Below are 1,643 nucleotides of genomic sequence, written 5' to 3'. Positions count from 1 at the left end.
TACACCAGTGTTTGAATCAAAGCGTCAAGCACTGGGTTTCCTGTGGAGGTAGGGATAGCTGGTTGTGTCTGTTGCTGTACTCTGTTCTCCAACTCCTGCCAGCGATCAACAAGTTTAGCTGTGAACTCTGGGGAGACTTGAGCCATGACAACGTAGGAATCACGCTGGTTTACGTGGAATGAAGTACTCGGACGACCGCCTGTAGACTTTTCCGTCATTGGCGTAAAAGTGATTAAACCCTTGTCCTGCAAGCGTTCCATAGATTTCTTAACTGTATCTGGACGCTTCCCAGCAAGCTTAGCAATCTCAATGTGAGACATGGTTGTCTGTTGGTTTGGCTGTGTGTTTTGGCTGTTGGCTCTCAGAGAAAACCCTTGGTTCTCTCAGGTAAATCTAAAAGTAGGTTCCCTTTTGAGTTCCTTTGTAGCAAGGGTCAAACACTCGCTTCAAGCTGCTTTCTAATCAGCATATCAATGGCTTCATTGCCGGTCTTGAGTGTCATCAAATGCTTCCTCCGCTTGGTCTCCAGTTCGTGCCATCGGTCTATAACGGTTGCTCGAAGCTTTACACTGTAGCCGGTTACAAGAATCAATGAATGCTTCTGGTCTAGGTGGAACTCTTTGACCTTCCCTACATTGGCTACAGCGCACTCCCCAGTTTTATACAAATCTGCTCTACAGCCCTTGGTATCATTAGCATCCAAATTTGAACACTCTTCTCCATACAGCCTCTCAAACATTGATCGAATATCTCTAAGCACGTGAAAGTGTTGTTTATTAGTCAGCTCAGCTATCTCTCGGGAAGACATGGTTTGCTGTTGGTTCTGCTCGTGCGGTTGTGATAGATTTATCAGTTGGTTGTTCATGTTTACATAGTCTCACAAATAGGTTTCTAAACAATGACTTTATAAGGTGTATCTATGCACCCCCAGCCCCCACCAGCCACCTACAGCCCTCTCCAGTTTTCCCAAGGGCTACAGGTCAATCTGTAGGCTGTTCTGGTGCATTTCTGGGCTACTACTAATCGGGAATAGTAGTACTATCAGAAATCATCAAATTCATCTTCTCCTTGGTAGAAGGATTGAACCTCAGCTAAAACCGTGTCATGCCTGATGTTCCTACCAGAGAGCAATCGGTGTATCTTCCATACAGCCTTCTCCTCTTCCTTACTCAAACCATTCTCAGGAGTAAACTCAGTCTCTCCGTACTTCAAAGCCTGACTAAGAGCTTTTTTTATGGGGTATCCAGTTATCTCGTTGCGCTCTATTGTATCTTCCCAAGCGTTTCCATTCTGTGAATCTTTAAGAAGCCTGCGCCAGCTCTGCAAGGTTCTAACTGCTATCCCAAGCTCTCCCGCCAGTTCACTGTTTTTGGGCTTGCTGTTTTCCTTGAGAGTCTTTACAAGGAACTTTTGCCACTTGAGTTCTTCAGTTTGAGCGGATGTAAGTGGTCGGCCTTTATGTTCACTATTGAGATTGAAGTAATGCTCAAGGCTCACATTCTCCAATACATTGACACTAATTCGTGGTCTCTCCAGTTTCTTCTGTGCTTTGAACCTGTGCCATCCATCAACAATTACATACTTCCCCTTTTCTCCTTTCACTACATCAATGGGAGGAAGTCTTTTACCTTCCCTGATTGCTT

The 1,643-nt window shown here is 44.9% G+C and carries 3 protein-coding genes; all 3 read right to left on the bottom strand.

The genetic code is table 11. The annotated features are described in order from the left end of the window. The coding region (locus KDK19_RS11505; RefSeq protein WP_257292005.1) for a Rha family transcriptional regulator at window positions 1-320 on the bottom strand (320 nt) is incomplete at its 3' end. A 113-nt stretch (window positions 321-433) separates the two neighbouring features. After that, window positions 434-865: a Rha family transcriptional regulator gene (locus KDK19_RS11500; RefSeq protein WP_257292004.1), complete on the bottom strand. Its 432-nt coding sequence runs from the start codon at window positions 863-865 to the stop codon at window positions 434-436. Window positions 866-1,041: 176 nt separating this feature from the next. Then, on the bottom strand, window positions 1,042-1,643 hold a 602-nt coding region (locus KDK19_RS11495), incomplete at its 5' end, for a ParB/Srx family N-terminal domain-containing protein (protein ID WP_257292003.1).

Source organism: Endozoicomonas sp. ONNA1 (genome assembly GCF_024606325.1).
Lineage (GTDB): Bacteria > Pseudomonadota > Gammaproteobacteria > Pseudomonadales > Endozoicomonadaceae > Endozoicomonas_A.
The sequence above is the reverse complement of the archived record's forward strand: the minus strand, read 5'-3'. Positions and strand labels throughout refer to the sequence as shown.